This window comes from Cryobacterium sp. TMS1-20-1 (genome assembly GCF_004402355.1).
GTDB classification, from domain to species: Bacteria; Actinomycetota; Actinomycetes; order Actinomycetales; family Microbacteriaceae; genus Cryobacterium; species Cryobacterium levicorallinum.
Window position 1 is genome coordinate 44,210 of record NZ_SOGF01000037.1, and the last position, 23,380, is coordinate 67,589.

A 23,380-nucleotide genomic window follows, 5' to 3' on the forward strand; every position below is an offset into this window, starting at 1 on the left:
GTATTGGGCCGGGCCCACCCTGTGAACCTAGGCCCAGTTTCTAGACTGGGCCCCCGTTCCGGGCCCGGAACGTCTCGGCGCGCTCGCGGGTCAGGCTTGGGGCACGAGGCGGTCGGCAGCGATGAGCTCGGCGATCTGTACGGCGTTCAGCGCCGCACCCTTGCGCAGGTTGTCGTTGCTGATGAAGAGGGCCAGGCCACGGCCATCCGCTACGCCTTCATCCTGACGGATTCGGCCGACGAAGCTCGCATCCTGCCCTGCTGCCTGGAGCGGGGTGGGGATGTCGGTCAGTTCGACGCCGGGCGCGGTCTTGAGCAGTTCCTCGGCGCGGGCGACGCTGATCGGCTTCGCGAACTCGACGTTGATCGAGAGGGAGTGGCCGGTGAAGACGGGCACGCGTACACAGGTGCCGGAGACGAGCAGCTCCGGCAGGCCGAGGATCTTGCGGCTCTCGTTGCGCAGCTTCTTCTCTTCGTCGGTTTCAAACTGGCCGTCGTCGACGATGGCGCCGGCCAGCGGGATCACGTCGAACGCGATGGGCCGGGCGTAGATGGTGGGCTCTGGCAGGGCTACGGCGCTGCCGTCGTGCACGAGCTGGAACAGGTTCTCGTCTTGCGCGGCGACGCGCACCTGGCTGGCGAGTTCGAACGCTCCGGCCAGGCCGCTGCCGGAGACGGCCTGGTAGGTGCTGACGATCAGGCGCTTGAGCCCGGCCTCGTCGTGCAGTACCTTGAGCACGGGCATGGCGGCCATGGTGGTGCAGTTCGGGTTGGCGATGATGCCCTTGACGGCGAGCTTGATGGCTTCGGGGTTGACCTCGCTGACGACGAGGGGAACGTCTGGGTCCATCCGCCAGCCCGAAGAATTGTCAACGACGAGCACGCCGGCTGCCGCAAAGCGGGGAGCCTGCGCCTTGGAGAGCGTGGCCCCGGCCGAGAAGATAGCAACGTCGAGCCCGGATGGGTCGGCGACGGAGGCATCTTCGACCGTGATTGACTCGCCCCGAAAGGTGAGGGTGGTGCCGGCCGAGCGTGCCGACGCGAAGAAGCGGATGCTCTTCACCGGAAAGTCACGCTCCTCCAGCAGACGACGCACGACGGCGCCCACCTGTCCGGTGGCTCCGACGACGCCGATGTTGATTCCAGAAGTGCTGACTGAGGTGGTCACGTGTGTTTCCTAACGTCGTTGGGGCTGTCTCCCGTGGCTAATTCAGGAAACATCGGCGATCCTGCCGATATTTTCTCCCCAGAGCGGATGCTGCGGGTCGATTCCCTGAATTAACTCCCAAAAGGTGGGGTGACGAGGTGGTGCGGGTGGTTGATGCGAGGTTCTCCCCCCACTTCGCGCATAACTCCTGCAATTTCGTCGCCCGCCGGTTCAGTCCCGCGCAATTACAGGGCAGTCAAAGTCGATGATGACAATTTGCAAGAGTTATGAACGGGCTGGGGCTGGACTGGGTGGTGAGGCGGGGCATCCGCTCGCCGAGGTGTGTGCGGGAGTTAGCGGCCGGAGCCGCCGTGAACGATGGCTTCGGCGTCGCCGTCGAGCCCGAACGCGGTGTGTACCACGCGGAGGGCTTCGTTGATGGTGTCGGCGCGGGTGACGACCGAAATGCGGATCTCGCTCGTCGAGATCATCTCAATGTTGATCCCGGCTTCGTAAAGCGCCTCGAACAGTTTCGCTGAGACACCGGTGTTGGTGCGCATGCCGCCGCCGACCAGGGCGAGCTTGGCGATCTGGTCGTCGTACTGCAGGCCAGCGAATCCGATGCGGTCGCGCTCGTTGGTCAGTGCCGTGAGCACCTGCTGGCCCTCCGACTTGGGCAGGGTGAAGGAGATGTCGGTGAGTCCGGTCGACGCGGCCGACACGTTCTGCACGATCATGTCGACGTTGGCGTTGGTCTTGGCGACGATCTTGAAGATCAGGGCGGCCTTGCCGGGAATGTCGGGAACGCCGACGACGGTGACCTTCGCTTCGCTCAGGTCGGCGGCGATTCCGGCGATGATGGGCTCTTCCACAATTTCTCCATTTTCTCGCGCGGTCGCGGCGTTGTAGACGATGGTGCCGGTGTTGTTGTTGAAGGAGGAGCGCACGTGCAGCGTGACCCCATGGCGGCGAGCATATTCCACAGCGCGAATATACAAAACTTTGGCTCCAGCGGCGGCGAGTTCGAGCATCTCTTCGCTCGTCACGCGCTCGAGTTTGCGAGCCTTGGGAACGACGCGGGGATCAGCGGTGAAGACGCCATCGACATCCGTGTAAATCTCGCAAATGTCGGCGCCGAGGGCGGCGGCCAGTGCGACGGCGGTGGTGTCGGATCCGCCGCGTCCGAGGGTGGTGATGTCTTTGGTGTCGCGGTTGAAGCCCTGGAAGCCGGCGACGATCGCGACGGCACCCTCGTCGAGGGCATCGCGGATGCGTCCGGGCGTGACGTCGACGATGCGCGCCGAGCCGTGGCTCGCGTCGGTGATCATGCCAGCCTGGCTGCCGGTGAAGGAGCGGGCGTCGTAGCCGAGGCTCTTGATGGCCATCGCGAGCAGCGCCATGGAGATGCGTTCGCCCGCGGTGAGCAGCATGTCGAGCTCACGCGGGGCGGGCAACGGCGTGACCTGATGGGCGAGGTCGAGCAACTCGTCGGTACTGTCTCCCATCGCCGAGACGGCGACGACGACCTCGTTGCCGGCCTTGCGGGTGTCCACGATGCGCTTGGCAACCCTCTTGATACTTTCGGCATCGGCGACGGACGATCCGCCGAACTTCTGCACGATCAAGCTCATGTGACTCCTGAGATGGGGGTGTCGCTGGCCGATGTTCGGGCCGCGTCCAAGTTCCCATCCTAAATGCTGGTGCTGACGGGTGGGTGCCATGTGACACTGTGCGGCGGCGTTCAGCGAATTCAGGGGCACGCGTGCAGGGCGGGCACTCAGGAGTGCGCGTGCACGCGTGCAGGCGGGGGCGGGGGAGGGCGCCATCCGGACGCCGGGCCCAGGATAGGGAACCGGGCCCATGATCAAGCGTGGGCCGAGTTTCCGGGCCCGGGCCCGGGNATCCGGACGCCGGGCCCAGGATAGGGAACCGGGCCCATGATCAAGCGTGGGCCGAGTTTCCGGGCCCGGGCCCGGGCCCGGAAAGTACTACGAGACCGCGTGGGGAAGCCACCGCACCGAACCACCCGACGGGCCCGAATACGTACGCCGGGCCCAATGTTAGGGAACCGCGGTCCAGATCCGGACGCCGGGCCCAGGATAGGGAACCGGGCCCATGATCAAGCATGGGCCCAGTTTCCGGGCCCGGGCCCGGGAAGTACTACGAGACCGCGCGGGGCGGCCGCAGGTGCGGCGGGTGGCGGGTGGCTAGTGGGTGACCTCGCGGCGGCCCTCGAAGGCTCGGCCGAGGGTGACCTCGTCGGCGTATTCGAGGTCGCCGCCGACGGGCAGGCCCGAGGCGAGACGGGTCACCTTGATCTCGAGCGTCGTCAACAGGCGCGAGAGGTAGGTGGCAGTCGCCTCCCCCTCGAGGTTCGGGTCGGTCGCGATAATGACCTCCTGCACTGTGTTGTCGGCGAGGCGCTGCATCAGCTGGCGGATACGCAAGTCGTCGGGGCCGATGCCGTCGATCGGGCTGATCGCTCCGCCGAGCACGTGGTACAGGCCCTTGAACTCGCGGGTGCGTTCGATCGCGACGACGTCCTTGGCCTCTTCGACCACGCAGATCGAGGTGGGGTCGCGGCGCGGGTCGCGGCAGATCAGGCAGGTCGGCTGCTCGGACACGTTGCCGCAAATGTCGCAGAACCGCACCTTGTCGCGCACCTCGAGCAGCACGTTGGCGAGCCGGGTCACGTCGAATTTCTCGGTCTGCAGAATGTGGAACGCGATGCGCTGCGCCGACTTCGGTCCGATGCCGGGAAGCTGGCCGAGCTCGTCGATCAGCTCTTGAACGATGCCTTCATACATGGTTTAGTGGTCGTTTCTGGTTCGGGGCGCCGCGGTGTACGGCTGTTCTTCGATGAAGGTCGCGCCCAGGATCTCGCGCACCACGGCCTCACCATAGCGCTGCTTCTCAGCGAAGGACGGCGCGCGGGACGGGTCTTTCGCGGCTCCGCGCTGGCCGGATGCGTTCGGGTGTTGACGCTGCGCCGGCGCAGACTGCTGGCCGCGGTTTTGCTGATCGCTCGGCTGGCCAGCGTTGCGCTGGTCGTTCGGCTGGCCGGGGATTTGCTGGCCCTGCTGGCCGGAAGGCTGCTGGCCGGGAGCGTGGGCCGCGTTCTGCTGGCCTGAGCGACGCGAATCCTGCTGCCCTGCACTGCTTGGCTGCCCCGAGGTCAGCTGCGAAGCGGATGCCTCGGCGTCGGCCCCGTAGTCGGGCACGCGTTCCTCCGCGGGCGCGTCCATTTCGGGCGGCGCGTCGTCGTCGTCAAATGGCGGGGGCGCATCGTCAAATGGCGGCTCGTCCCGGCGCGGGGACGCGGAGTCGGCGAGCGAAGACGGCGCTGAGACTGGAGTTGACGACGACGAGGAAGCCGAGACCGAAGCCGCGTCGGGTACGTCTGATATCGGAGCCGCGGGACTGGCGGGGGCCGGGGCATCCGTTGTGTCGTCGACGACGGCAGGCAATGCCGGGCCGTTGGGCGAGCCGGGAATCGCCACGGTGGCCCACCCACTGGTCGAGGCGGCGACGGCCGAGGCACCTGCTGGTGTGGAAGCTGGCGCCGCCGCGGGTGCCGCAGTAGCCGCAGTAGCACGCGCAGCGAGCGCAGCGAGCGCAGCGGTGGGAGTAGCCGGCCCGGGAGCCCCGGACGCAGACGCAGAGGGCGCGGAGGTCGCAGGCGCGGAAGCAGGCGACCGGACTTGCGCGGCCTCGGTCGAGGCTGGATCGGTGAGCGCGGATTCTGCTGTGTCGGCCGCGTTTTCAGTCGACCCAGGTGATGCGCTCGACACAGAGTCGGCTCCGAGAGCTGCCGGCACAGAAGCTGCCGGCACGGAAGTTGTCGGCACAGAAGTTGCCGGCGGTTTCGGTGCGGGAACCGCTGGCGCAGGCTCCGCGGCGACGGTCGTCGAGTCGCCGGACGATGCGCTCGGCGAGGACATTTCACGGCCGGCATCGACCCGGGCGATGAACTTGACGCGCAAGCCGAGCACGGCGACGATCGCGGTGCGGAGGAAGTCGCTCGTTCCCATTCCTGGAACCTTCTGCTGCTTGAAGCTGTCAACGTCGGCAACGCTCGGGAACGACAGCGCGAGTACGTCACCGTTCAGGCTGAGCACGTGCGCGGTGTAGACGACGAGCCACGCGGTCGTTTTTTCCGTTTTCACGGCCTCGAGAATTTCGGGCCAGGCGTCTTTCAACTGCTGCAGGGAGACCGGCGCCCCCGGAACAACGGCCGGGCGGGCAGTCTGCGCCCCCGGGATGGCGGTCTCGTTGGGCAGGCCTTGGATCGAGCCTGTCGAGATTTCGACCAGCGGAGAGGGTGAGGCCGCGGAGGTTACAGGCGCGCCGGAAGCGGCAGACGAGGAGCCCGGCGTAGAGCTCGAAGAAGGTGCTGCGCCCGCGGAAGGGGCGGAGCCGGAAGATGACGCGGGACCCGCGGAGGAAGGTGATGCCGCGGAGGCGCCCTGAGTTCCCGGGATGGCGGTTTCAACAGGCTGGACCAGCGGAGCAGGAGGCGTCGCGGAGTTTGCTCGCGCGGCCGAGGTCGCGCCGGGAGCGGAGGCGGCAGGTGTTGCAGAGCCTGGCGCGGAGGGCGACTGAGCACCGGGAGCGGCGACGCCGCCAGCTTGCGGTGCCGCCGCGGGCGCGACCGGGGCCCCCACCCGCTGATCGAGCTTGCCGAGATCGCCACTGGCCGACCGGGGCGCGGGCGCCGACGCACCGACCCCGTCGACCCCGATGCGACGCTCGAGCCGCTCGACCCGGGCGAGGGCGCCCCTGGTCGTGTCATCGGTCGCGGGAATCAGGGCGCGCGCGATCATCAGTTCGAGGTGCAGGCGCGGCGAGGTTGCCCCGCTCATCTCGGTCAGGGCGGCGTTCAAAATATCGGCGGTACGCGAGAGTTCGGCTGGCCCGAAAGCGGATGCCTGCACGCTCATGCGCTCCAGCTCGTCTTGCGGTACCCCGCGCAGCACCGCTGCTGCTCCCGCGACGCTGGTGGCCGCGACGATGATGAGGTCTCGCATCCGCTCGAGAAGGTCTTCGACGAACCGGCGCGGATCTTGCCCGGTCTGGATGACCCGGTCGACGGCGTCGAACGCGGCCGCGGAATCGCGGGCTCCGATGGCGTCGACAGCTTCGTCGAGCAGCGAGGCGCTCGTGTATCCGAGCAGGGCGACGGCGCGCTCGTACTCAATGGACTGACCGTCGGCCCCGGCCATGAGCTGGTCGAGCAGTGACAGGGTGTCGCGCGGCGAGCCTCCGCCGGCGCGCACGACCAGCGGCAGCACGCCCGGAGCGACGACCATCTTCTCGACGTCACACATCTGCTGCACGTATTCGAGCATCGGACCCGGCGGCACCAGCCGGAACGGATAGTGATGGGTGCGCGAACGGATGGTGCCGATCACCTTTTCGGGTTCGGTGGTCGCAAAGATGAACTTCACGTGTTCCGGCGGCTCTTCGACGATCTTCAGCAGCGCGTTGAAGCCCTGCGGCGTCACCATGTGCGCCTCGTCGAGGATGAAGATCTTGTAACGGTCGCGGGCCGGCGCGAAGATAGCGCGCTCACGAATATCGCGGGCATCGTCGACACCGTTATGGCTGGCCGCGTCGATTTCGACGACGTCGAGCGACCCGCCGCCGTCGCGGGCGAGCTCAACGCAGCTCGGGCAGACGCCGCACGGAGTGTCGGTGGGGCCCTCGGCGCAGTTCAGGCAGCGGGCCAGGATGCGCGCGCTCGTGGTCTTGCCACAGCCGCGCGGGCCGCTGAACAGATAGGCGTGATTCACCCGGTTGGTGCGAAGCGCCGTCATCAGCGGATCAGTCACTTGGGACTGGCCGATCATCTCGGCAAAGGTCTCTGGCCGATAGCGGCGATACAGGGCGGTAACCACGCTCTAATGGTACTTGCCGCAACCGACACTCGGCCGCGCGCAGGCGTCAGCCTGAAGGTCAAGACCCCCGAACCCACGGATGACGTGCGCGACCGGGCATGCTTAAGTGCGAAGATCGCGCGCGCTAAGGTTCAGTTCAGCGTCAAATCAGCCTGAGCGCAGTGACATTTCTCTGCTTTCTGCTGATCGTGATCTGACTCAGTGCAGCTGGCGCACCGTGGCGAGGGTCTGGCGGGCTATCTCCAGCTCCTCGTTGGTGGGGATGACGAGCACGGTGACCGCAGAGTCGTCGGCCGAGATGCGCCGCGCACCTCGATTCGCAGCGGCATTGCGCTCCGGGTCGATCCGGATTCCAAACGCCTCGAGTTCACCGACCGCGCGCGCTCGCAGCATCGGGTCGTTCTCGCCGACTCCCGCCGTGAACGTGATCACGTCGACCCGCCCCAGCTGGGCAAAGTAGGCGCCGACATAGTGCTTGAGCCGGTGCACGTAGACGTCGATGGCGAGCTGGGACGGACCGTCGCCGGACTCCGCCGCTACGATCACGTCGCGCATATCACCGCGACCGGTGAGGCCGAGCAGCCCGCTGCCGCGGTTCAGCAGGGTGTCGAGCTCGTCCATGTCGAGACCGGCCCGGCGGTGCAGGTGAAAGAGCACGCCCGGGTCGATATCACCCGAGCGGGTGCCCATGACGAGTCCCTCGAGCGGGGTCATGCCCATGCTCGTCTCCACCGATCGGCCGCCGCGCACCGCACACACCGATGCGCCGTTGCCGAGGTGCAGCACAATCTGGTTCAGGTCGGCCAGTGGACGGTCGACGAATTCCGCGGCGGCCCGCGAGACGAAGCTGTGGCTCGTACCGTGAAACCCGTAGCGACGGATGCGGAACCGCTCGGCCAGGTCCACGTTGATCGCGTAGGTGAACGCCTCGGGCGGGAGGGTCTGGTGAAAGGCCGTGTCGAAGATGGCCACGTGCGACACCGAGGGAAAGGCGATCTCAGCGGCCACGATGCCCTGCAGCGCGCCCGGGTTGTGCAGCGGCGCGAGCCCGGAGAGCTCGTCGATGTCGCGTTCCACCTGCGGTGTGACGAGGGTCGGCTCGTGAAAACGAGCCCCGCCGTGAACAACCCGGTGGCCGACCGCGACCGGCGCATGGGTGGCGAGCGAGGGGCCATGCGCGTGGAAGGCCTCGAGCATGACGGCGAACCCGGCCGTGTGGTCGGGAATGGGCAGTTCACGCCAGGTCTTGGCGCTCTCGGCGCCACCCACACCGCTCACCGAATGCGACGAGTGCCCCATGAGCTCGCCGATACGCTCGACCAGTCCACTCGCGAGGGTGGTCTCGGTGTCCATCTCGATCAGCTGGTATTTGAAGGAGCTCGACCCCGAGTTGACGACCAGAACCGCGGTCATCGAATGGCTCCAGCCGGCGTCGCATCCACTGCCGCCGCCAGGGCCGCGGCATCCGTCAGTCCGGCCGCCTGAATTGCGGTGATCGCCACGGTGTTGACGATGTCCTGCACGAGGGCGCCGCGCGACAGGTCGTTGATCGCCTTGCGCAGACCCTGCAGCACCGGTCCGATCGCGACGGCTCCCGCGCTGCGCTGCACCGCCTTGTAGGTGTTGTTGCCGGTGTTGAGATCCGGAAAGATGAACACCGTGGCGCGGCCAGCCACGCTGGAACCGGGCATCTTGGTGGCCGCGACCGCGGCATCCGCTGCTGCATCGTATTGAATCGGACCCTCGACCAGCAGATCGGGTCGGCGCTCACGCACGAGGGCGGTCGCGGAGCGTACCTTTTCGACGTCGGCGCCCTCGCCGGAGGTTCCGGTGGAGTAGGACAGCATCGCGATGCGCGGCTCGATGCCGAACTGCACGGCCGTCGCCGCGGCCGAGATGGCGATGTCGGCCAGCTGCTCGGCCGTCGGCACCGGAATGACGGCGCAGTCGCCGTAGACCAGCACGCGGTCGGCGAGCGCCATGAGGAACACGCTCGACACCACGCCGACGCCGGCCTGGGTCTTGATGATCTCGAAGCTCGGCCGAATGGTGTGCGCGGTGGTGTGCGTCGCGCCAGACACCATGCCGTCGGCGAGGCCCAGCTGCACCATCATCGTGCCGAAATAGCTCACATCGGTGACGGTTTCATTGGCCTGGTCGAGTGAAATTCCCTTATGTGCTCGCAACTGCATATATTCGTGGGCGAACTTGATTCGCAGCAGATCGTCGTACGGGCTCACGACGTGGGCCTTGGAAATGTCGAGGCCGAGGCCGATCGCTCGAGATCGCACCTCGAATTCCTCACCGAGGATGGTCAGCTCGACCACGTCGCGGGCCAGCAGGGTCGCGGCGGCGCGCAGCACGCGGTCATCCTCACCCTCGGGCAGCACGATGTGCTGACGGTTCTGGCGCGCGCGTTCGAGCAGCGCGTACTCGAACATGAGCGGCGTGACGACCTCCGCGCGGCTCACATCGAGTCGGTCCAGCAAAGCGGATGCGTCGACGTGAGTCTCGAACAACGCCAGCGCGGTGTCGTGCTTGCGCTGGGAGTCGGCGGCGAGGCGTCCACGGGCGCGCGTGATGCGCATGGTCGTGTCGTACGAGCCGAGTGAGGTTCTGATGATCGGAAGCGAGGGGGCGAGGCCTTCCATCAACCGTTGGATCGCCTCGGGCAGCTCGAAGCCGCCATTGAGAACGATGCCGGCGATCGACGGGAAGGTTGCGGAGGCGTTGGCCAGCAGCACGGCCAGCAGCACGTCTTCGCGGTCGCCCGGCACAACGACGACGGCGCCCTGAATCAGACGCGGCAGCACGTTGACCATCGACATTGCGGCCACGACGACGCCGAGCGCCTCACGGGCCAGCAGGGCAGGGTCGCCCTTGATCAGGGTGCCCTCGGTGGCCTCCATAATGCTCTGCATGCTCGGTGCGACGAGGTACGGGTCTTCGGGAATGGCCCAGATCGGCACGCCGAAAGCGCCGCCGGACCGGGCCGGCTGGGCATTGGTGGTGGCCCGCACCGCGTCAATGATGGCCGGCAGCGCGTTCTCGTCGGCCCGATTGATGATGATCGCCAATACGGATGCGTGTTCGTCGCGCAATTCCGCCAGCGCCACGTCGGTCTGCTGGGCGATGTCCACGGACGAGCGGGCGTCGCTCTGACCGAGGCGTTCGCCCTCGCCCGGGCCGACTCGGCCACCGAGCACGAGCAGTACGGGGGCGCCGAGGTTGGCCGCGATACGCGCGTTGAAGGCGAGTTCGGTGGGGCTGCCGACGTCGGTGTAATCGCTGCCGATGACGACGACCGTGTCGCAGTTGGCCTCGACCGCTTTATACCGCGCAACGATGCGGGCCAGGGCAGCGTCTGGATCGGTGTTGACGTCGTCGTAACTGACACCGATGCTCTGCTCGTAGGTTTGCCCGGCGGCAGCGCCGGGGCCGGCGTTCGCCTGCAGGTGCCGGAGGAGAAGCTCGACGACGTAGTCGGGCTCGGTCGCGGTGCGGGCGACCGGGCGGAACACACCGACCCGCTCCACGAGGTGGGTGAGTGTGTCGAGCACGCCGAGGGCGATCGTCGACTTGCCGGTATTGCCTTCTGCGCTGGTGATATAGATGCTTCGAGCCACGGTATCCATTCAAGCGTATTCGGAGTGGGAGTGCGTCGGCGGGATCATAGAGGTAAGTCGTAACCCACGCTATACCGAGTTTGGGTGGGTCGATGGCGGTCGAGCTGGGTTAGCCTGCGCGGATGGCGGGGTTCCGCAGACGGCCAGCGCGGGGCGATGGCGGTCGTCAAACTCGACCAACGCCAGGTGGCGTCCCGCGCGCGGGTGGAGGCCGGAGCAGTGCTGGGTTAGACATTGTCGCTGCCGGTCGAGGCGGCGCGGGGAGCGGCATCCGCTTGGGCAGACCAGGACCAGTCGGTGATGGCGGGAGCGTCTTCGCCGTGGTCTCGGGTGTATTGGCGCGCGGCCAGGCGGGCGTCCTGCATCCGCTGCCGGAGCAGGCCGGCGCGGGCGGCGAGGCCGGGAGTGCGGTCGATGACGTCCATGACGAGGTGATATCGATCGAGGTCGTTGAGCATGACCATGTCGAACGGGGTCGTCGTGGTGCCGATCTCTTTGTAGCCGCGGGCGTGCAGGTTGTCGTGGCCGTGACGCTTGTAGGTGAGCCGATGGATCAGCCACGGATACCCGTGATAGGCGAAAATGATCGGCTTGTCGGGCGTGAAGACGGCGTCGAAGGCGCTGTCGCTCAGGCCGTGCGGATGGTCCTCCGCCGACTGCAGCCGCATGAGGTCGACGACGTTCACGACCCGCACCTTGAGCTCGGGCAGGTTCTCGCGCAGAATCTCGGCGGCGGCGAGCACCTCGAGCGTCGGCACGTCACCGGCGGCGGCGAGCACGACATCCGGCTCCTGACCGGCAAGTTCGGTGCCAGCCCAGTCGAAGATGCCGAGGCCTCGGGTACAGTGCGCGACAGCCTCGTCCATGGTGAGCAGGTTCGGCGCCGGCTGCTTGCCCACCACGACGACGTTCACATAATTGACGCTGCGCAGGCAGTGATCGTAGGTGCTGAGCAGGGTGTTGGCGTCGAAGGGCAGGTAGACCCGCACCACGTCGGCGCTCTTGTTGACGACGTGGTCGATGAAACCGGGGTCCTGGTGGCTGAACCCGTTGTGATCCTGCCGCCAGACGTGCGAGCTGAGCAGGTAGTTGAGGCTCGCGATCGGCGCCCGCCACGGGATATCGGCCGTCACCTTGAGCCACTTGGCGTGCTGGTTGAACATGGAATCCACAATGTGAATGAACGCCTCGTAGCAGTTGAACAGCCCGTGCCGCCCGGTGAGCAGGTAGCCCTCGAGCCAGCCCTGGCACTGGTGTTCGCTCAGCATCTCCATCACGCGGCCGGCCCGGGCGAGGTTGGTGTCGCCGGGTCGGATCTCGGCGTTCCACTGCTTGTCGGTGACCTCGTAGACCGGCGGGGCGAGCCGGTTCGAGGCGGTTTCGTCGGGTCCGAAGATGCGAAAGTTATCCGGGTTCAAGCGGATGACCTCGGCCAGGTAGCCGCCCAGCACGCGCGTCGCCTCATTCCGCGTTGCACCCGGCTCGGGCACGTCCACGGCGAAATCACGGAAGTCGGGCAGGTGCAGGTCGCGGCGCAGCACTCCGCCGTTGGCGATCGGGTTGGCGCTCATGCGCAGGTCGCCTTGTGGGGCGAGGTCAGTGATCTGTTTCACGGGAGCACCATCTTGGTCGAACAGGTCTGCGGGGCGGTAGGAGAGCATCCACTTTTCTAAAAGGGCAGTGTGCGCCGGGGTGTCGCGGGCGTTTGCCAGCGGAACTTGGTGGGCGCGCCAGGTGTTCTCAACCTGAACGCCGTCGATACGGGCGGGGCAGGTCCAGCCCTTGGGGGTGCGGAGGATGATCATGGGCCAGCGCGGGCGGGCGAAATCCTCGTTGTTGGTGGCGGCCTGGGCGGCTGCGGCCTTGATCTCGGCGATCTGGTTGAGCACGTCATCAAGAGTCTCGGCCATGCGAGCGTGCACGAGCATCGGATCTTCACCGTCAAAGCCGCCGCTCACCAGATAAGGAGTGTGACCGTAGCCGCGCATGAGGTCCTGCAGCTCGTCTTCGGGGATGCGGGCGAGCACGGTGGGGTTGGCGATTTTGTACCCGTTGAGGTGCAAAATGGGCAGCACGACGCCGTCCTGCAGCGGGTCGATGAATTTGTTGGAGTGCCAGCTGGTGGCGAGCGGGCCGGTTTCGGCCTCGCCGTCCCCGACCACCGCGGCCACGAGCAGGTTCGGATTGTCGAACGCGGCACCGTAGGCGTGGCTCAGGGCGTAGCCGAGTTCGCCGCCCTCGTGGATGGATCCGGGCAGCTCGGGCGAGGCGTGGCTGGGGATGCCGCCGGGGAAGGAGAACTGGCGAAACAGTTTCTGCACGCCCTGAGCGTTCTGCTCGATGTCGGCGTAGACCTCGGTGTAGGTGCCGTCGAGGTAGGCGTTGGCGACCATGCCGGGGCCGCCGTGGCCGGGGCCGGTGATGTAGATGGTGCTCTGGCTGCGTTCGGCGATCGCGCGGTTCAGGTGTGCGTAGAGAAAGTTGAGGCCGGGCGTGGTGCCCCAGTGGCCGAGCAGGCGCGGCTTCACGTGATCGCGGGTGAGCGGCTCGGTGAGCAGGGCGTTGCCGAGCAGGTAGATCTGGCCGACGGCGAGGTAGTTCGCGGCCCGCCACCAGGCGTCGATGCTAGCCAGCGCCGCTGCACTGAGCGGTTTCGGCGCGCGTGTGGGCCAGGGCATGGTGCCGGAATCGTGGCTCATTGGTCCTCCGCAGTGTGGTGCGGCGACATAGCCGCGCTGCTTTAATCCTATTGAGCCGTGGCTGCGCAGCGCAGGGCCAAAGGTCCCGACCCGCGAGCGTTCACGCGGATTTCACGCTCATTACGCGAAAGCGGATGCTGGTGGGGCCAAAAAGGACTCCTCGCGCACCTCGGTACAGGGGCACAGCCCCGGGTACCCTTGCGCGTTGGGTATGAAAAAGACTCCTCGCGCACCCGCCAGAGCCCGGTTACCCTTGCTACGTTTCCGTCCTGGGGGAATTGGCCTGGGTGGCGCCACGCGAGGAGCCGACCCTCAGTTTAGGGCACGCGACGAGACTGCACCAACCGAGGGTGGCGGCAGCATCCGCTGGAAACAGGTAAGATTCTGTGGTGCCGTTGCTTTATTGAACGGCGGCCAGGAGAATTCGCCTAGTGGCCTATGGCGCACGCTTGGAAAGCGTGTTGGGTGAAAGCCCTCGGGGGTTCGAATCCCCCATTCTCCGCCAGACATGTAGTGCAGCGCGTTGGGTGACGCACAAACCCCACTCGCGGGGTTCGAATCCCCCATTCTCCGCCAGACTTGCAGTACAGCGTGTTGGGTGACGCACAAACCCCACTCGCGGGGTTCGAATCCCCCCCATTCTCCGCCAGAGCGGGCAGGCCGAGCACGGCGGGCACCGCGGCGATCCGCTGCCGGGAAATCCGCTTCATCTCTGCCGAGCGCGACGAGCCGCCTGTCGCTCCTTCGTGACCCTGCTGGAGCCACGACTCACCGGTACCGTGCGTTGGGTATTTCGGGTTAGGTTTGGTCAACAGTTGGCTGCAGGAAGCAGCGCCATATGGGGGTAAATCCGGTGCAGAACCGAATCGAAGATACTATTTCGAACGTCAACGGTCGCGCACTGCGCCAACGGTCGACCACGCCCCGCCTAGCGAAGTTGAGCCACGTCTTCCTTGTCGCGAGCTTGCCCGGTGTGCTGGTTCTCGGCCTGGCCGGTTGTGCAGGCGCCGTTGAGAACGAGAAGGTCGCGCAACCGACCCAAACGGCGGATGCAAGCGCCGAACTCTGCAATCCAGCCAGCGATAGCTACGGTGATTCTGTTGCCGATAGCACCGTCACCGACGACCTGGGTACGTACTGCCGAACCGTCATCAACCCGAATGCTGACGCAATAAAGGAGGACGTCAGCAAATATGACAGGGCTTCGCTGACGCAGTATGCGATCAGCGACGACGACGCTCTCGCATTTCAGAGATCCGCCGTCGAATTTCTCGGAAGCGAGGGCCTGGATTCTTCTGCCCTCGATACCAATACCGACGGAACTGTCGGAAATGACACGGCCGGTCAAGCCTGGGTGGAGCAGAATCTAACGTTATTTGACCCGGGATGGTCCGACCCGTACACCGCGGAGGGTGGTCTCTATTCGAACGCCGTCGTGGTCAACGGGTATACCCCCGCGTTGATTCGGGATGGCGGCCCTCGCCTCGTGCAAAGCTCCATCACGGTCACGAGCGTCTACGCGGGTCCCTTGTCGAGGGGCACTGCAAACCAGGTGATCGTGACCTTGAACGCCAAGGCTTCATACCGGGCCATTGATGCCGATACCGTCGCCTTTCAACTTCGCTATTCACCTGAGAAGACCAAAAAATCGGTGCAGGCCGAGCATCCGGAACTATTCGACGGCACGGGCGAGAACAACATTTTTCTCGACGGAACGTTCACCTACGCCTATTCGACTGAGACGCGGCTGCTGGTCGGCAACCGGTCCAACTATGAAATCGACTACAAGGCCAGAGCCGGGCTCTGACCCAGCGATTGCGGTCCGCGGCCTACAGGCCTGATAACTGCCTGGCATAGGCCGGCAGGAATTTGCCGGCAGACGCGACCTGCAATATCTTCCACGGGTCGGGCAGACTGCAGACGCCGGGGCGCTAGACGGCGGCGCGATCGGCGAGACCGCGCACGAAGGCGGCCTGGCCGGCGTGCTGCAGGTCGTCGGAGAGCACACTCGCGAGGCGCACGCTGACGGTGACGGCGGGGGTCCAGGATTCGTCGATGACCCGGTCGAGATCGGCCTCGACGAGGGTACCCAGGTACGCCACGGTCGCGGTGTGCACGGCGTCGTAGTAGCCGACGAGCAGTTCAGCGTCGGCGCGAACGGTGCCGACTTCGGCAGAGGTGTGGCCATAGCCGGTGGCCGTCGGCCCGAACGGAAGGTCGAATCGTTCGGCCCAGCCCTGCCCGGTGTACACCTGCGCGGTGCCCGCCAGGTCGGCGATGTGGTCGTCCTGCACGCGGGACAGGTGCCAGATGAGCCAGGCGATGGTGTTGGCGTCGGCATCCGCTCGATACGTGAGGGTGGCGACGGTAGCGTTTTTCAGGGTCGCACCTACATATCCCTGGATACGGGAAAACTCTTCGATGAGCAGTTCGGACGGGATCATAAATCTCCTCGGTCGGTTCTGCCACCGTACCGCGGGCGACTGTCGTGCGCCCACTGCATTCGGGGCCCGGAACTTGGGGCCAGATTCTAAGCTGGGCCCAGGGCCCGCCTTCCCGGCCCGGAAGGCGGCGGTTGTGCGCCAGGCCCGGGCCACCGGCGGCGGTAACAGCGGCGGTAACAGCGGCGGTAACAGCGGCGGTAACAGCGGCGATAGCAGTGTCAGTGTCAGCGGCGGTAGGCGCTCACTTCGGTGGCTTTAACCGACAGCCAGACGGTTGAGCCGACCTGCAGACCGAGGTCGGCGACCGCGGCGGGGGTGAGTTCGGCGATGACCTCGGGGTCGCCGCTCGTGCGCAGGCGCACTCCGCCGCTGCCCGGTTCGATGCCGGTCACCCGCGCCGACCAGACATTGCGCGGGCTGGCATGCCGCGGCTGTTCGGTCTGCACGACAACGGATGCCGGGCGAAAGACCGCGGCGGCGGGTGCGTTCTGGTCCGACGTGTTGGCCAGGGCGTCAGCGATCGGAGTTGCGGAGGCGGGTGCCTCTGCGCTCGAGGCCTCGACGGTCGAGGTGGAGACGGGAACGGCTGCGGAGGCGCGGGGGGTGACGGAGGGAACAGTGGACGAGAGGCCGGCGGCATCCGTTGGGCGCACCGAAAAGATGCGACCGTCGGGGGCGACAATTGCCCCGTTCTGCACGGTGCCGACGACGAGATTAACGCCGGCGAGGGCCGCGACGAACGGGTTGCGCGGGGCGGCGAGTACCGCGGCGGTCGTGCCCTCGTCGATGAGCGCGCCGTCGTGCAGCACGGCGACGCGATCCGCGAGCACGACCGCGTCGACGATGTCGTGGGTGACGATGATGGCGCTCGTGCCGGTGTCGGCGAGCTGCTCGCGGATGAGTTGGCGCATAAGCGGCGCAGTTTCGGCATCGAGGGCGGCCATCGGCTCATCGAGCAACAGCACGCGCGGGCCGGCGGCGAGCGCGCGGGCGAGGGCGACGCGCTGCTGCTGCCCGCCGGAGAGAGCGCCGGGCTTGCTCTCGCCGAGGCTGTGCAAACCAACGCGGTCGAGCCAGCGGTCGGCCTGTTTTCGGGCCTCGGCGGCGTTCAAATGTGCTTCGCCGACGCGCAGGGCGAAGGCGATATTGTTGCGAGCGCTGAGATGAGGAAAGAGCAGGGGCTCCTGCCCGAGGAGCCCGATGGCCCTTTTTTCCGGCGCAATGAATCGGCCGGGCGCGGTAAGGACTGCGCCGTCGATCGTGACGGTTCCGGAGTCGGGCGTCGCGAGGCCGGCGAGCAGCTCGAGCACGGTCGACTTGCCTGAGCCATTCGGGCCGAGCAGGGCGAGCACTTCGCCCGGCGCGAGAGCGAGCTTCAGGTCGAGCGTGAACGAGTCGCGGGTGAGGTGCAGGGTGGCGGTGAGGAGGTCGTTGGCGGCGGATTTCCAGAGAGCGGGAGTCACGAGAGCGGGCTCCGACTTTGGCCAGCGATTCGGAGGTCCATCCCTGCCGGGAACAAGGTCGGCTTCACGGTCACGTTTCGAGCTCTTTCCTGGTTCGTTGTCCCGATCGGCTGACGTCGGCTCTCGGGCTGGGCGCGGCCGACTGCCCTCGGTGACACCGGCGCGCACGGTCGAAACGTGCGCCCCAGCCGGAGTGTGTCGGCGGAGCTGGCGCGGCCAGCGGCATCCGTTTTCGGGATGGTCACGACAGTACGCTCGCTCGGCGGGTTCCGACCAGCACGAGAATGATCACGGCGACCGCGATCAGCAGCAGCGACAGGGCGACGGCCTGGTCGGTCGTGACGCCCGAGCCGTTGAAGGCGGTGTAGATGGCGAGCGGCATGGTGCGGGTGACTCCGGCCTGGTTGCCGGCGAATAGGGCGGTCGCGCCGAATTCGCCGAGGGCGCGGGCGAAGCTCAAAACGGTGCCGGCCAGTAGTCCGGGGCCGACAAGCGGCAGCGTAATGCGGGCGAAGACGGTGCCGCGATGGGCGCCGAGGGTCGCGGCGACCCTCTCGTAGCGGGTGCCGGCGGTGCGCAGCGCGCCCTCGACGGCGATCACGAGAAACGGCAAGGCCACGAAGGTCTGCGCCAGGACGACGGCCGCGGTCGTGAACGGAATGCGCAGCCCGACCAGTTCGAGGGTGCTGCCGAGCACGCCGCCGCGTCCGAGCAGGGAGAGCAGCGCGATGCCGCCGACCAGTGGCGGCAGCACGAGCGGCACGGTCACGAGTGCGCGCAACAGGCCGGCGACGCGCGGCCGCGACCGGGCGATAACAACGGCGAGCGGCACGCCGAACAGCAGGCAGAGCAGCGTCGAAACGGATGCCGTCGCGAGCGACAACCCCAGCGGCTGCAGGGCTTCCGGCGAGAGGAGCAGGGAGGGGAGGCCGGGCCAGTCGACCTTGAACAGCAGACCGGCGAGCGGCAGCACGAGCAGGGCGAGGCCGATGCTCGCGGGCAGGTAGAGCAGGCGCGGAATCATGCGCGACCGTGCCCGGTGCTCGGTCCAGAGGGAGTGACGTGTCTGAGCATTGCTTCCCGGGCCCGGGCCCGGAAAGCGGGCCCATGTTCGATCATTGGCCCGGTTGCATAAGGTGGGCCCAGGCGGGCGATCCCGTATCCGCGAACGGTAGCCGTTTCGTCGCAGCCTGCGATGTGCCGCGGGAGGTTTCTCCCGGTCCGGGCCCGGGCCCGGTCGGTGGGCCCATGTTCTATCCTGGGCCCGGTTTCCGGGCCCAGGCCCGGTCGGCATGAAACGCTCACGGGGCGAGAAATCCGTGGGCGGCGAGCACGGACTGCCCCGCCGGCGAGAGCACGAGGTCAACGAAAGCTTGGGCCGCCTCGGCGTGCGCGCTGCCCGCCACGACCGCGATCGGATAGTGCCCGATGACCGCGTCGGCTCCGGCCGGGGTCCGGCCGTCGATGCGGCCGGGGTTGGCGGCGACATCCGTCGCGTAGACGAGGCCGGCATCCGCTTCGCCGCCGGCGATTTTGGTAACGACGGCCGTCACATTCTGTTCCTCGCTGGCGGGCGTGAGAGTGACACCGGCGTTGGCGAGCAGGGCAGCGGATGCCGCGCCGCACGGCACCTGTGCCGCGCACAGCACGGTGATTACGCCGGGGCGGGCCAGATCTTCGAGGGTGTCGATCTGCAGCAGGTTGCCCGGGGCGACCGCGATGCGCAGGGTGTTGCCGGCGAACACGGTGGCCGGGCCGACGCGCCCGTCGTCGGCCAGCGGCTGCAGGTTCTTCTGGTCGGCGCTCGCGAACACGTCGGCCGGGGCGCCGGCGGCGATCTGGGTGGCGAGGGTGGAAGATCCGTCGTAGGTGAGCTGCACATCGACGGCCGGATTCTGCTGCTCGAGCAGTGTCGCGAGTTCGTCGAAAGCGCCGGTGAGCGACGCGGCGGCATAGACGCTAAGGGTCTGGGGCTCAAGTTCAGTGCCCGCGGCAGCCGAGTCGGTTGCCCCGGTGTCTGTGACGGTCGAGGGTGCACAACCGGTGAGGGCCAGGGCGAGCACGGCCAGAACGGCGAGGGCCTGGGGGAGGCGGGTCACGGCATCCGTCCCGGAGTTTCGACGATCACATTGGTGGCCTTGATCACGGCGACGCTGAGCGACCCGACCTCGAGCCCGAGTTCGCGCACGGCCTCGCTCGACATGAGTGAGACGACGCGGTGCGGGCCACACTGCAGCTCAACCTGGGCCATGACCGTGTCCATGGTGATGGCGGTGACGATGCCGACGAAGCGGTTGCGGGCACTGCGGCCCACGCTCGACGGGTCTGCCGGGGTGCTCGCCTGGTCGACGGCGAAGGCGGCGAGCGCCGCTCCGTCAACCGCGAGGCGACCGGATGCATCGGCATCCGCCACGAGACGGCCACCGTCGACCCAGCGGCGCACGGTATCGTCACTAACGCCGAGCAGCTCGGCGGCCTCACTGATCCGATATTGCGTCATGAATTGCACGATAGCACCGCATCTGCGGTTTTGACTCGGTGTCTGGGTCCCTGTCTTCGCGATCGGTCGTGGCTAATTCAGGAAGCCACCAAGTGAGCCCGACCACCGGGGCATAACTCCTGCAAATTGATCGCGGCGGTCGGCCAAGCCCCCGTAAATACGGGCATCGCACTGCCGGGAGCGAGAAATTGCAGGAGTTAGGCGCCGGCGACCCGGGGCGGATGGGGTTCGTGACATCACGCTGGACGGATGGGAAGGCAGAGGAGAGCGCGCGGGATGGGTGGCCGAGGGGCCGCGCAACGCCTAGCGTTAAGCCATGGCCATTCCTCCCCTCGTTGATCCCGTTGACCGCCTCAGCGCATCCGAATCCGTGCGGACCGCTCGCCAGCGCCGCCTCCCCCAGCTCAACGAACTCGGCCAGCGCCGCCTCGCCAACGCTCGGGTTCTCGTGCTCGGCGCCGGCGGGCTCGGCTCCCCCGCGCTGCTCTACCTCGCGGCAGCGGGCGTCGGCACCATCGGTATCGTCGATGGCGACGACGTGGAACCGAGCAACCTCCAGCGCCAGATCGTTCACGGTCAAGCGGATGTCGGTCGCCCCAAGGTAGACAGCGCCGCCGAGCGTATCGCCGAGATCGCCCCGGAGACCACCGTCGTTCGGCACGCCGAGCGTCTGGTCGCGAATAACGCCGCCGAGATCCTGGGCGGCTACGACGTGGTCATCGACGGCACCGACAACTTTCCGACCCGGTTCCTCGTGAACGACACCTGCGCGCGGCTCGGACTGCCGCTGGTGTGGGCATCCGTTTTGCGATTCGATGCCCAGCTTTCGGTGTTCTGGGCCACGCCGCCGGCGGGCTCAGGCGTCACCGGAGTGCACCTGCGCGATCTTTTTCCGACACCGCCGGCCGACGGTGAAGTGCCCAACTGCGCCGATGCCGGCGTGCTCGGCGCTCTCTGCGGCCAGGTCGGATCGCTCATGGCGACCGAAACCATCAAGCTCATCACCGGAATCGGCTCCCCGCTGATCGGCCGGGTGCTCGTGATCGATGCCCTGTCCGGCCGATTCAGCGAGATTCCACTGGTCGGAACCGGCATCGCCGCCGAGCCGACCGCTGCCGAGGTCGCGGCCGAAACCGCCCGCGTCGCCGCAGAGAATACCGCCGAGGTTTCGGGTGCCGAACTCGTCGAGCGCCTCGAAGCCCAACGCGCCGGAAACGACAACTTTCTCGTGCTGGACGTGCGCGAGCCGAACGAGAATGCCGAGAGTTCCATTCCGACGGCCCGACTAGTGCCGCTCGGTGAGCTCCTCACCGACGGGGTACTCTCCGACACCGGCCGGGCCGCCCTCCCGGTGGAGACCCCGCTGATCGTGCACTGCCACGCCGGGGGGCGAGCCGCCCGCGCTGCTGCCGCGCTGCGCGAGGCCGGATTCACCGACGTCTCCGTGCTCACCGGCGGGATCGTGGCCTGGGACGACCTCGTCACGGCCGGACGCGCGCCCGGCATCGGCAGCCGCTGGCCGTCCCTCGAGCCGACTCCGACCGGGCGCCACGCGTCGGCTCCGGATAACAGGGCAGCGCCCGCCAGCCCGACAGCCACAACTAGCCGATGACCGAGACGAATCTGCCCGGCGGTTCCGCTCCGGACACATCATCCCTGTCGAACGAACACGATGCGCTCGCCGGGGAGCCGTCCGAGGTTCGACGTGCGCACGCTGGCAGCGCGCACGAAGATGGGCATAGGCACGACCACATGCATTCCGACAGAGCGGATGCCTGCGCGCCGGCCGCATCCGCTCGCACCGTCGCCGAACAACTGGCGGTCATTCTGGCCAACCTGAAGCCGCTGGTTCCGGTGCGTGTGTCGCTCGATGCCGCGCGCGGCCTGGTGCTCGCCGAGGACGTGCTGTCAGCGACCGATACTCCTCCGTTCGACAACTCCGCGATGGACGGCTACGCCGTGATCCGCGCCGATCTGCTCGGCGCCTCGGCGCAGAACCCGATCAGCCTGCCCGTCGTCGCCGACCTGGCCGCCGGCACCGCCGAGAACCCACACCTGATGCCCGGGCACGTCGCGCGCATTATGACGGGCGCGCCGATTCCCGACGGAGCGGATGCCGTCGTTCCGATCGAAGACACCGACCAGGGCACCGACCGGGTCACCATCGTGCGCGCCCCCACGGCCGCGGCGCACGTGCGCCGCGCCGGCGAAGACGCCCACGCCGGGGACCGCGTGCTGGGCGCGGGAAGCGTGCTCTGGCCGACCCGGGTCGCCGCAGCGGCGAGCGCCGGAACCAGCTCTGTGCTGGTGCACCCGGCGCCGCGCGTCGCGGTCATCTCCACCGGCAGCGAACTCGTCACCCCAGGCAGCCCGACCCGGCGCGGTCAGATTCCCGACTCCAACTCCTTTCTGCTGGCGGCGGCCGTCACCGAAGCCGGCGGCGTTGCCATTCGGGTGGGCGCCGTGCCCGACGACGACGACACTCTGCGCGCGTTGCTCACCGACCTGGCCGGAACGGTCGACGTGATTGTGCTCTCCGGCGGCGTCAGTGTCGGAGCGTACGACGTGGTCAAGGCCGTGCTGCAGCCGCTCGGCACCGTGCACTTCGGACCGGTCAAGATGCAACCCGGCAAGCCCCAGGGGTTCGGACGCTGGCCCGCTACCGAAAACGTGCCCGGACCGCTCATCTTCGCCCTGCCCGGTAACCCGGTCAGCGCCTACGTGTCGTTCGAGGTGTTCGTGCGACCCGCGCTGCGCCGCCTGCTCGGGCACCCGGAGCTGCACCGCCGCACCATCACGGCGACCGTCGCCGACGGCTGGAATTCCCCGCCCGGACGCGCCCAGTACATGCCCGTCATCGTCACGCACCGTACCGATTCTGGAACCGAGACCGGGACTGACACCGGGACTGACACCGGCACCGACGGAACCCGAGACGGAACCCACATCGAGGTGCGCCCGGCCTCCCGCGGCGGGTCGGGTTCGCACCTCGTCGCCGGGCTGGCGCAGGCAACTGGTCTTGCCATCGTGTCCGAAGACACGACTCACGTTCGCGGCGGCGACCTCATCACTGTCATGCTGTCATCATGACGCACACCACCGACATTCCCGACGCGACAGTGCCCACCCAGCCGTTCACGCACCTCGACTCGGCCGGACAAGCCCGCATGGTCGACGTCACCAACAAAGTTCCGACCGTTCGCAGTGCCACCGCGGCGGGCTTCGTGCGCTGCGGTGCCACGGTGATCGCGGCGCTCCGCGACGGCACGGCTCCCAAGGGCGATGTGCTCGCCGTGGCCCGCATCGCCGGAATCCAGGGCGCCAAGAAGACCGCCGACCTGCTCCCCCTCGCCCACGTCATCGGCGTGCACGGCGCCGTCGTCGAACTGATCGTCGAGGATGACCGGGTGAGCATCACCGCGACCGTGCGCACCGCAGACCGCACCGGCGTCGAGATGGAGGCGTTCACCGCCGTCTCGGTCGCGGCTCTCGCCATCGTCGATATGGTCAAGGGCCTCGACAAGTCCGTCACGATCGAGAACGTGCGGCTGCTCTCCAAGAGCGGTGGCAAGTCCGGCGACTGGCTGCGCAGCCAAGGCTAAGCG

16 protein-coding genes, 1 tRNA gene and 1 other RNA gene are annotated in these 23,380 nt (G+C 67.4%); 5 read left to right on the plus strand and 13 right to left on the minus strand.

What is annotated here, in order from left to right:
• Nucleotides 1–90 precede the first annotated feature (90 nt).
• From E3O45_RS08115 to ffs, 8 genes are all read right to left on the minus strand, one after another.
• Entirely contained in the window at nt 91–1,167 is a 1,077-nt protein-coding gene (locus E3O45_RS08115) for an aspartate-semialdehyde dehydrogenase (RefSeq protein ID WP_134442946.1), read from the minus strand.
• Nucleotides 1,168–1,499: 332 nt separating this feature from the next.
• Nucleotides 1,500–2,777 (minus strand): aspartate kinase, encoded by a 1,278-nt coding sequence (locus tag E3O45_RS08120; RefSeq protein WP_134442947.1) that lies wholly within the window; start codon nt 2,775–2,777, stop codon nt 1,500–1,502.
• Between the two features lie 576 nt (nt 2,778–3,353).
• The gene (gene recR, locus E3O45_RS08125) at nt 3,354–3,953 is read right to left on the minus strand and encodes a recombination mediator RecR (RefSeq protein ID WP_134442948.1); all 600 of its coding nucleotides are present in this window, start codon (nt 3,951–3,953) and stop codon (nt 3,354–3,356) included.
• Between the two features lie 3 nt (nt 3,954–3,956).
• Nucleotides 3,957–7,043, minus strand: coding sequence for a DNA polymerase III subunit gamma and tau (locus E3O45_RS08130; RefSeq protein WP_134442949.1), 3,087 nt, complete (start codon nt 7,041–7,043; stop codon nt 3,957–3,959).
• A 198-nt stretch (nt 7,044–7,241) separates the two neighbouring features.
• Complete coding sequence (locus E3O45_RS08135) at nt 7,242–8,456, minus strand: acetate/propionate family kinase (protein WP_134442950.1); 1,215 nt, start codon at nt 8,454–8,456, stop codon at nt 7,242–7,244.
• Nucleotides 8,453–10,669, minus strand: a complete 2,217-nt coding sequence (gene pta / locus E3O45_RS08140) for a phosphate acetyltransferase (RefSeq protein WP_134442951.1) — start codon at nt 10,667–10,669, stop codon at nt 8,453–8,455. The genes E3O45_RS08135 and pta overlap by 4 nt, the downstream gene beginning before the upstream one ends.
• Before the next feature lie 227 nt (nt 10,670–10,896).
• The gene (locus E3O45_RS08145) at nt 10,897–13,347 is read right to left on the minus strand and encodes a phosphoketolase (RefSeq protein ID WP_241985282.1); all 2,451 of its coding nucleotides are present in this window, start codon (nt 13,345–13,347) and stop codon (nt 10,897–10,899) included.
• Nucleotides 13,348–13,581: 234 nt separating this feature from the next.
• An RNA gene (gene ffs, locus E3O45_RS08150) (signal recognition particle sRNA small type) lies at nt 13,582–13,678 on the minus strand.
• Nucleotides 13,679–13,785: 107 nt separating this feature from the next.
• Here ffs and E3O45_RS08155 point away from each other — a divergent pair.
• Nucleotides 13,786–13,873 (plus strand) — tRNA-Ser (locus E3O45_RS08155).
• A 468-nt stretch (nt 13,874–14,341) separates the two neighbouring features.
• Nucleotides 14,342–15,175: a hypothetical protein gene (locus E3O45_RS08160; RefSeq protein WP_134442953.1), complete on the plus strand. Its 834-nt coding sequence runs from the start codon at nt 14,342–14,344 to the stop codon at nt 15,173–15,175.
• Between the two features lie 124 nt (nt 15,176–15,299).
• Here E3O45_RS08160 and E3O45_RS08165 read toward each other — a convergent pair whose 3' ends face one another.
• From E3O45_RS08165 to E3O45_RS08185, 5 genes are all read right to left on the minus strand, one after another.
• On the minus strand, nt 15,300–15,812 hold the full coding sequence (locus E3O45_RS08165; RefSeq protein WP_134442954.1) for a DinB family protein: 513 nt from the start codon (nt 15,810–15,812) through the stop codon (nt 15,300–15,302).
• Between the two features lie 224 nt (nt 15,813–16,036).
• Nucleotides 16,037–17,275: a sulfate/molybdate ABC transporter ATP-binding protein gene (locus tag E3O45_RS08170; protein ID WP_241978806.1), complete on the minus strand. Its 1,239-nt coding sequence runs from the start codon at nt 17,273–17,275 to the stop codon at nt 16,037–16,039.
• Between the two features lie 241 nt (nt 17,276–17,516).
• Nucleotides 17,517–18,299 carry an ABC transporter permease gene (locus tag E3O45_RS08175; protein ID WP_134442955.1) on the minus strand — a complete coding sequence of 261 codons (783 nt, stop codon included), beginning with the start codon at nt 18,297–18,299 and terminating at the stop codon, nt 17,517–17,519.
• 277 nt (nt 18,300–18,576) lie between these two features.
• Nucleotides 18,577–19,374, minus strand: a complete 798-nt coding sequence (gene modA, locus E3O45_RS08180) for a molybdate ABC transporter substrate-binding protein (protein ID WP_134442956.1) — start codon at nt 19,372–19,374, stop codon at nt 18,577–18,579.
• Complete coding sequence (locus E3O45_RS08185; protein ID WP_092448266.1) at nt 19,371–19,775, minus strand: molybdopterin-binding protein; 405 nt, start codon at nt 19,773–19,775, stop codon at nt 19,371–19,373. Before E3O45_RS08185 ends, modA begins: the two co-directional genes overlap by 4 nt.
• A 316-nt stretch (nt 19,776–20,091) precedes the next feature.
• Here E3O45_RS08185 and E3O45_RS08190 point away from each other — a divergent pair, with 316 nt between their 5' ends.
• The 3 genes from E3O45_RS08190 to moaC are packed head-to-tail and all read left to right on the plus strand — an operon-like array spanning nt 20,092 to nt 23,377.
• Nucleotides 20,092–21,387, plus strand: coding sequence for a ThiF family adenylyltransferase (locus tag E3O45_RS08190; RefSeq protein WP_134442957.1), 1,296 nt, complete (start codon nt 20,092–20,094; stop codon nt 21,385–21,387).
• Nucleotides 21,384–22,865: a gephyrin-like molybdotransferase Glp gene (gene glp / locus E3O45_RS08195; RefSeq protein ID WP_134442958.1), complete on the plus strand. Its 1,482-nt coding sequence runs from the start codon at nt 21,384–21,386 to the stop codon at nt 22,863–22,865. The genes E3O45_RS08190 and glp overlap by 4 nt, the downstream gene beginning before the upstream one ends.
• Nucleotides 22,862–23,377 carry a cyclic pyranopterin monophosphate synthase MoaC gene (moaC, locus tag E3O45_RS08200; protein WP_134442959.1) on the plus strand — a complete coding sequence of 172 codons (516 nt, stop codon included), beginning with the start codon at nt 22,862–22,864 and terminating at the stop codon, nt 23,375–23,377. The genes glp and moaC overlap by 4 nt, the downstream gene beginning before the upstream one ends.
• Nucleotides 23,378–23,380: the final 3 nt, after the last annotated feature.

Coding starts and splice junctions, on each gene's coding strand:
- E3O45_RS08190 (WP_134442957.1), top strand. CDS start 20,092: ATGGCCATTCCTCCCCTCGTTGATCCCGTTGACCGCCTCAGCGCATCC.
- E3O45_RS08145 (WP_241985282.1), bottom strand. CDS start 13,347: ATGCCCTGGCCCACACGCGCGCCGAAACCGCTCAGTGCAGCGGCGCTG.
- E3O45_RS08135 (WP_134442950.1), bottom strand. CDS start 8,456: ATGACCGCGGTTCTGGTCGTCAACTCGGGGTCGAGCTCCTTCAAATAC.
- glp (WP_134442958.1), top strand. CDS start 21,384: ATGACCGAGACGAATCTGCCCGGCGGTTCCGCTCCGGACACATCATCC.
- E3O45_RS08185 (WP_092448266.1), bottom strand. CDS start 19,775: ATGACGCAATATCGGATCAGTGAGGCCGCCGAGCTGCTCGGCGTTAGT.
- recR (WP_134442948.1), bottom strand. CDS start 3,953: ATGTATGAAGGCATCGTTCAAGAGCTGATCGACGAGCTCGGCCAGCTT.
- E3O45_RS08175 (WP_134442955.1), bottom strand. CDS start 18,299: ATGATTCCGCGCCTGCTCTACCTGCCCGCGAGCATCGGCCTCGCCCTG.
- E3O45_RS08120 (WP_134442947.1), bottom strand. CDS start 2,777: ATGAGCTTGATCGTGCAGAAGTTCGGCGGATCGTCCGTCGCCGATGCC.
- E3O45_RS08165 (WP_134442954.1), bottom strand. CDS start 15,812: ATGATCCCGTCCGAACTGCTCATCGAAGAGTTTTCCCGTATCCAGGGA.
- moaC (WP_134442959.1), top strand. CDS start 22,862: ATGACGCACACCACCGACATTCCCGACGCGACAGTGCCCACCCAGCCG.